A 2,923-nucleotide genomic window follows, 5' to 3' on the forward strand; every position below is an offset into this window, starting at 1 on the left:
CTTCCCCACCCCGGACCGGCCAACCCCTCCGTCAGCTCGAAATCCCCCTCGACGCACCGGCCGTCCACGCGGGGAACCTCGAATTCCGCGCCCTCGCCCTGCGGTGCGGCATCGCCGTCATCGTCGGCACCCACGCCGAACACTCCGCCGAAGGCCGCCTCTGCCGCATCCGCGTCACCGTCACGGTCGACGACGCCGTCAGCGCGCGCCTCGACAACGACCTCCACCGGCTCGTCCTCACCGACGGCAGCCGGCGCACCATGGACTGGGAGGCCATGCAGATCAAGCGCCAGCCCCTCACGATCGACATCGGCGCCCACGACAGCGCCACCTACGACCTGTGGTTCGACATCCCCCGCGACGCCGCCGTCGACCACCTCGCCGTCACCAACGACAAAGGGATGCCCACGGCGGACATCCCCCTGCCACAGCGCGACTGGCCCGACCACGCGGCCTGACCCGGTCCGCGGCCGACGCTACTTGGCGGCGCCGTCCACCTCGTCCAGCACGGCCTGCGCCACCGCCTGCATCGTCATGCGACGGTCCATCGACGTCTTCTGGATCCACCGGAACGCGGCCGGCTCCGTCAGCCCGTACTTCGTCTGCAGGACGCTCTTCGCCCGGTCCACCAGCTTCCGTGTCTCCAGCCGCAGGCTCAGGTCCGCGACCTCCGCCTCCAGCGCCCGCAGCTCCGTGAACCGCGACACGGCCATCTCGATCGCCGGGACGACGTCGCTCTTGCTGAACGGCTTGACCAGGTACGCCATGGCGCCGGCGTCCCGGGCCCGCTCCACCAGCTCGCGCTGCGAGAACGCGGTCAGCATCAGCACCGGCGCGATCTTCTCCTTGGCGATCCGCTCCGCGGCCGAGATCCCGTCCAGCACGGGCATCTTCACGTCCAGGATCACCAGGTCCGGCCGCAGCTCCTCGGCGAGCTTCACGGCCGTCTCGCCGTCACCCGCCTCACCGACGACGGAGTAGCCCTCCTCCTCGAGCATCTCTTTCAGGTCGAGCCTGATAAGAGCCTCGTCCTCGGCGATCACCACACGGGTGGTCAGCGGCGGTACGTGCGACTGCTCGTCAACGGGCTCGGCGGCGCTCACGGGACTCCTCGTTCCAGGGCAGGTGCTGCCCCAAGAGCCTACCTATCTCCGGTATGTTTAGGACACGGAGGGTATACGCTAGCCTTCGCTTCAAAGGAAGCCCCGGTAGCCCAGCGGTAGAGGCAATGGTCTCAAACACCATATAGCGTGGGTTCGAATCCCACCCGGGGTACTCCACCTTCAAATTCAAGGCGTTTATCACTCAGGGTGATCTTCACTGAGTCGAGTGAGCGGCACTGGATTTCCGGTCACGCGTGGCGGGAATCACGCCAAAGTCGTTCACATGTACGACCTGGAAACCCGCCGCCGGGCCCTCGCGCTCCTCGTCGAAGGCCGGAGCCTGAACTCCGTGAGCCGGATGACCGGTGTGTCCCGTTCCGCCATCCGTGACTGGCGCACCCGCATCGAACCCAGGCGAAACGGCACCGACTGCACCGGCCGCGCATCCGGCCCCGCCTACGCCTACCTGCTCGGCCTCTACCTCGGCGAGGGCTGCATCAGCGCCCAGCCGCGCGGCGGCCACGCCCTGCGCATCGCCTGCGGCGACGCCTGGCCCGGACTGATCGACGCGTGCGAGCAGGCCATGAGGGCCGTCCGGCCCGGGAACTCCGTGTGCCGCGTCCACACCCAGGGCTGCACCATGGTCACGTCCTACAGCGATCACTGGCCCTGCCTCTTCCCCCAGCACGGACCCGGCAGGAAGCACGAGCGCCGCATCGCGCTGGAGCCCTGGCAACAGGCCGTCGTCGACGAACGGCCCTGTGACTTCCTGCGTGGGCTCATCCATTCCGACGGGAGCCGGGTCGTCAACCGGACCACACGGACCGTGGCCGGCGGGACCAGGAGCTACGAGTACCCGCGCTACTTCTTCACCAAGAGGTCCGACGACATCCGGCGCCTGTGCACCGACACGCTCGACGCCCTCGGCGTCGCCTGGAGGCAGGCCAACGCCTGCAACATCTCCGTCGCCCGCCGGGAGGCCGTCGCGCTCATGGACCGGTTCGTCGGCCCGAAGCATTGAGGCGGGCGTTGGTGTGCCGGGTGGCGACCGCCGTGGTGGGGTCCTCGGGCCAGGGGTGCTTGGGGTAGCGGCCGCGGAGTTCCGCGCGCACCGCGCGGTAGCCGTCGCGCCAGAAGGAGGCCAGGTCGCCGGTGACGGCGGCGGGGCGTCCCGCGGGGGAGAGCAGGTGGACCAGGAGGGGGACGCGGCCGCCGGCGATGCGGGGGGTGTCGGTCCAGCCGAAGAGCTCCTGGAGCTTGGCGGCGAGGACGGGGCGGTCGTCGTCGTAGGAGACGCGGACCTTGGAGCCGGAGGGGATCTCCAGGCGTTCCGGGGCGAGTTCGTCGAGGCGGGCGGCGTCGCCGGTGGCCCAGGGCAGGAGGCGGCCCAGGGCGGTGGCGGCGTCGATGCGGGCGAGGTCGGCGCGGCGGCGGGCGGTGGCGAGTTCGGCGGCGAGCCAGTCGTCCGCGCGGGAGAGCAGGGCCTCGTCGGAGACGTCGGGCCAGGGGGCGCCGATCTCGCGGTGGAGGAAGGCGAGGCGCCGGCGCAGGGTGTCGGCGTCGCGGGTCCACCTCAGCAGGCGGGGTCCTTCGCGGCGGAGGCCGTCGAGGAGCGCGGTGTGCAGCTGTGCGGGGTCGGGGTCGGTCAGGGGCCGGGTGGTGAGGGTGATCGCGCCGAGGCGGGCGGCGTGGTGGGCGGTGACGTCGCCGTCGGCCCAGGTGACCTCGTCGGTCTCGGTGAGCAGGGGCGCGGCGGCGGTGCGGGCGGTGTCCTCGTCGATGACGGCGGCGAGGCGTACGCGGGCGGCGGGGGAGCCGGC

General features: G+C 71.1%; 4 protein-coding genes and 1 tRNA gene. 3 read left to right on the top strand and 2 right to left on the bottom strand.

From position 1 onward, the window contains the following. Positions 1-458: hypothetical protein (locus PV341_RS44485; RefSeq protein ID WP_500360948.1), on the top strand; the 458-nt coding region annotated here is incomplete at its 5' end. Between the two features lie 18 nt (positions 459-476). Here PV341_RS44485 and PV341_RS44490 read toward each other — a convergent pair. Beyond that, positions 477-1,103, bottom strand: coding sequence for an ANTAR domain-containing response regulator (locus PV341_RS44490; protein WP_499511266.1), 627 nt, complete (start codon positions 1,101-1,103; stop codon positions 477-479). Positions 1,104-1,202: 99 nt separating this feature from the next. On the opposite strand from PV341_RS44490, the gene PV341_RS44495 reads away from it, so the two are divergent. Next, positions 1,203-1,275, top strand: a tRNA-Leu gene (locus PV341_RS44495). A 111-nt stretch (positions 1,276-1,386) separates the two neighbouring features. Then, complete coding sequence (locus PV341_RS44500; RefSeq protein WP_500331954.1) at positions 1,387-2,124, top strand: hypothetical protein; 738 nt, start codon at positions 1,387-1,389, stop codon at positions 2,122-2,124. On the opposite strand, the gene PV341_RS44505 is transcribed toward PV341_RS44500, so the two are convergent. Then, positions 2,093-2,923, bottom strand: an 831-nt coding sequence (locus tag PV341_RS44505) for an ATP-dependent helicase C-terminal domain-containing protein (RefSeq protein WP_500360950.1), incomplete at its 5' end; no start/stop codon positions are given. The two genes, PV341_RS44500 and PV341_RS44505, sit on opposite strands and share 32 nt — an antisense overlap.

The sequence above is a fragment of the Streptomyces sp. PA03-1a genome (assembly GCF_033792805.1).
Taxonomy (GTDB): domain Bacteria; phylum Actinomycetota; class Actinomycetes; order Streptomycetales; family Streptomycetaceae; genus Actinacidiphila.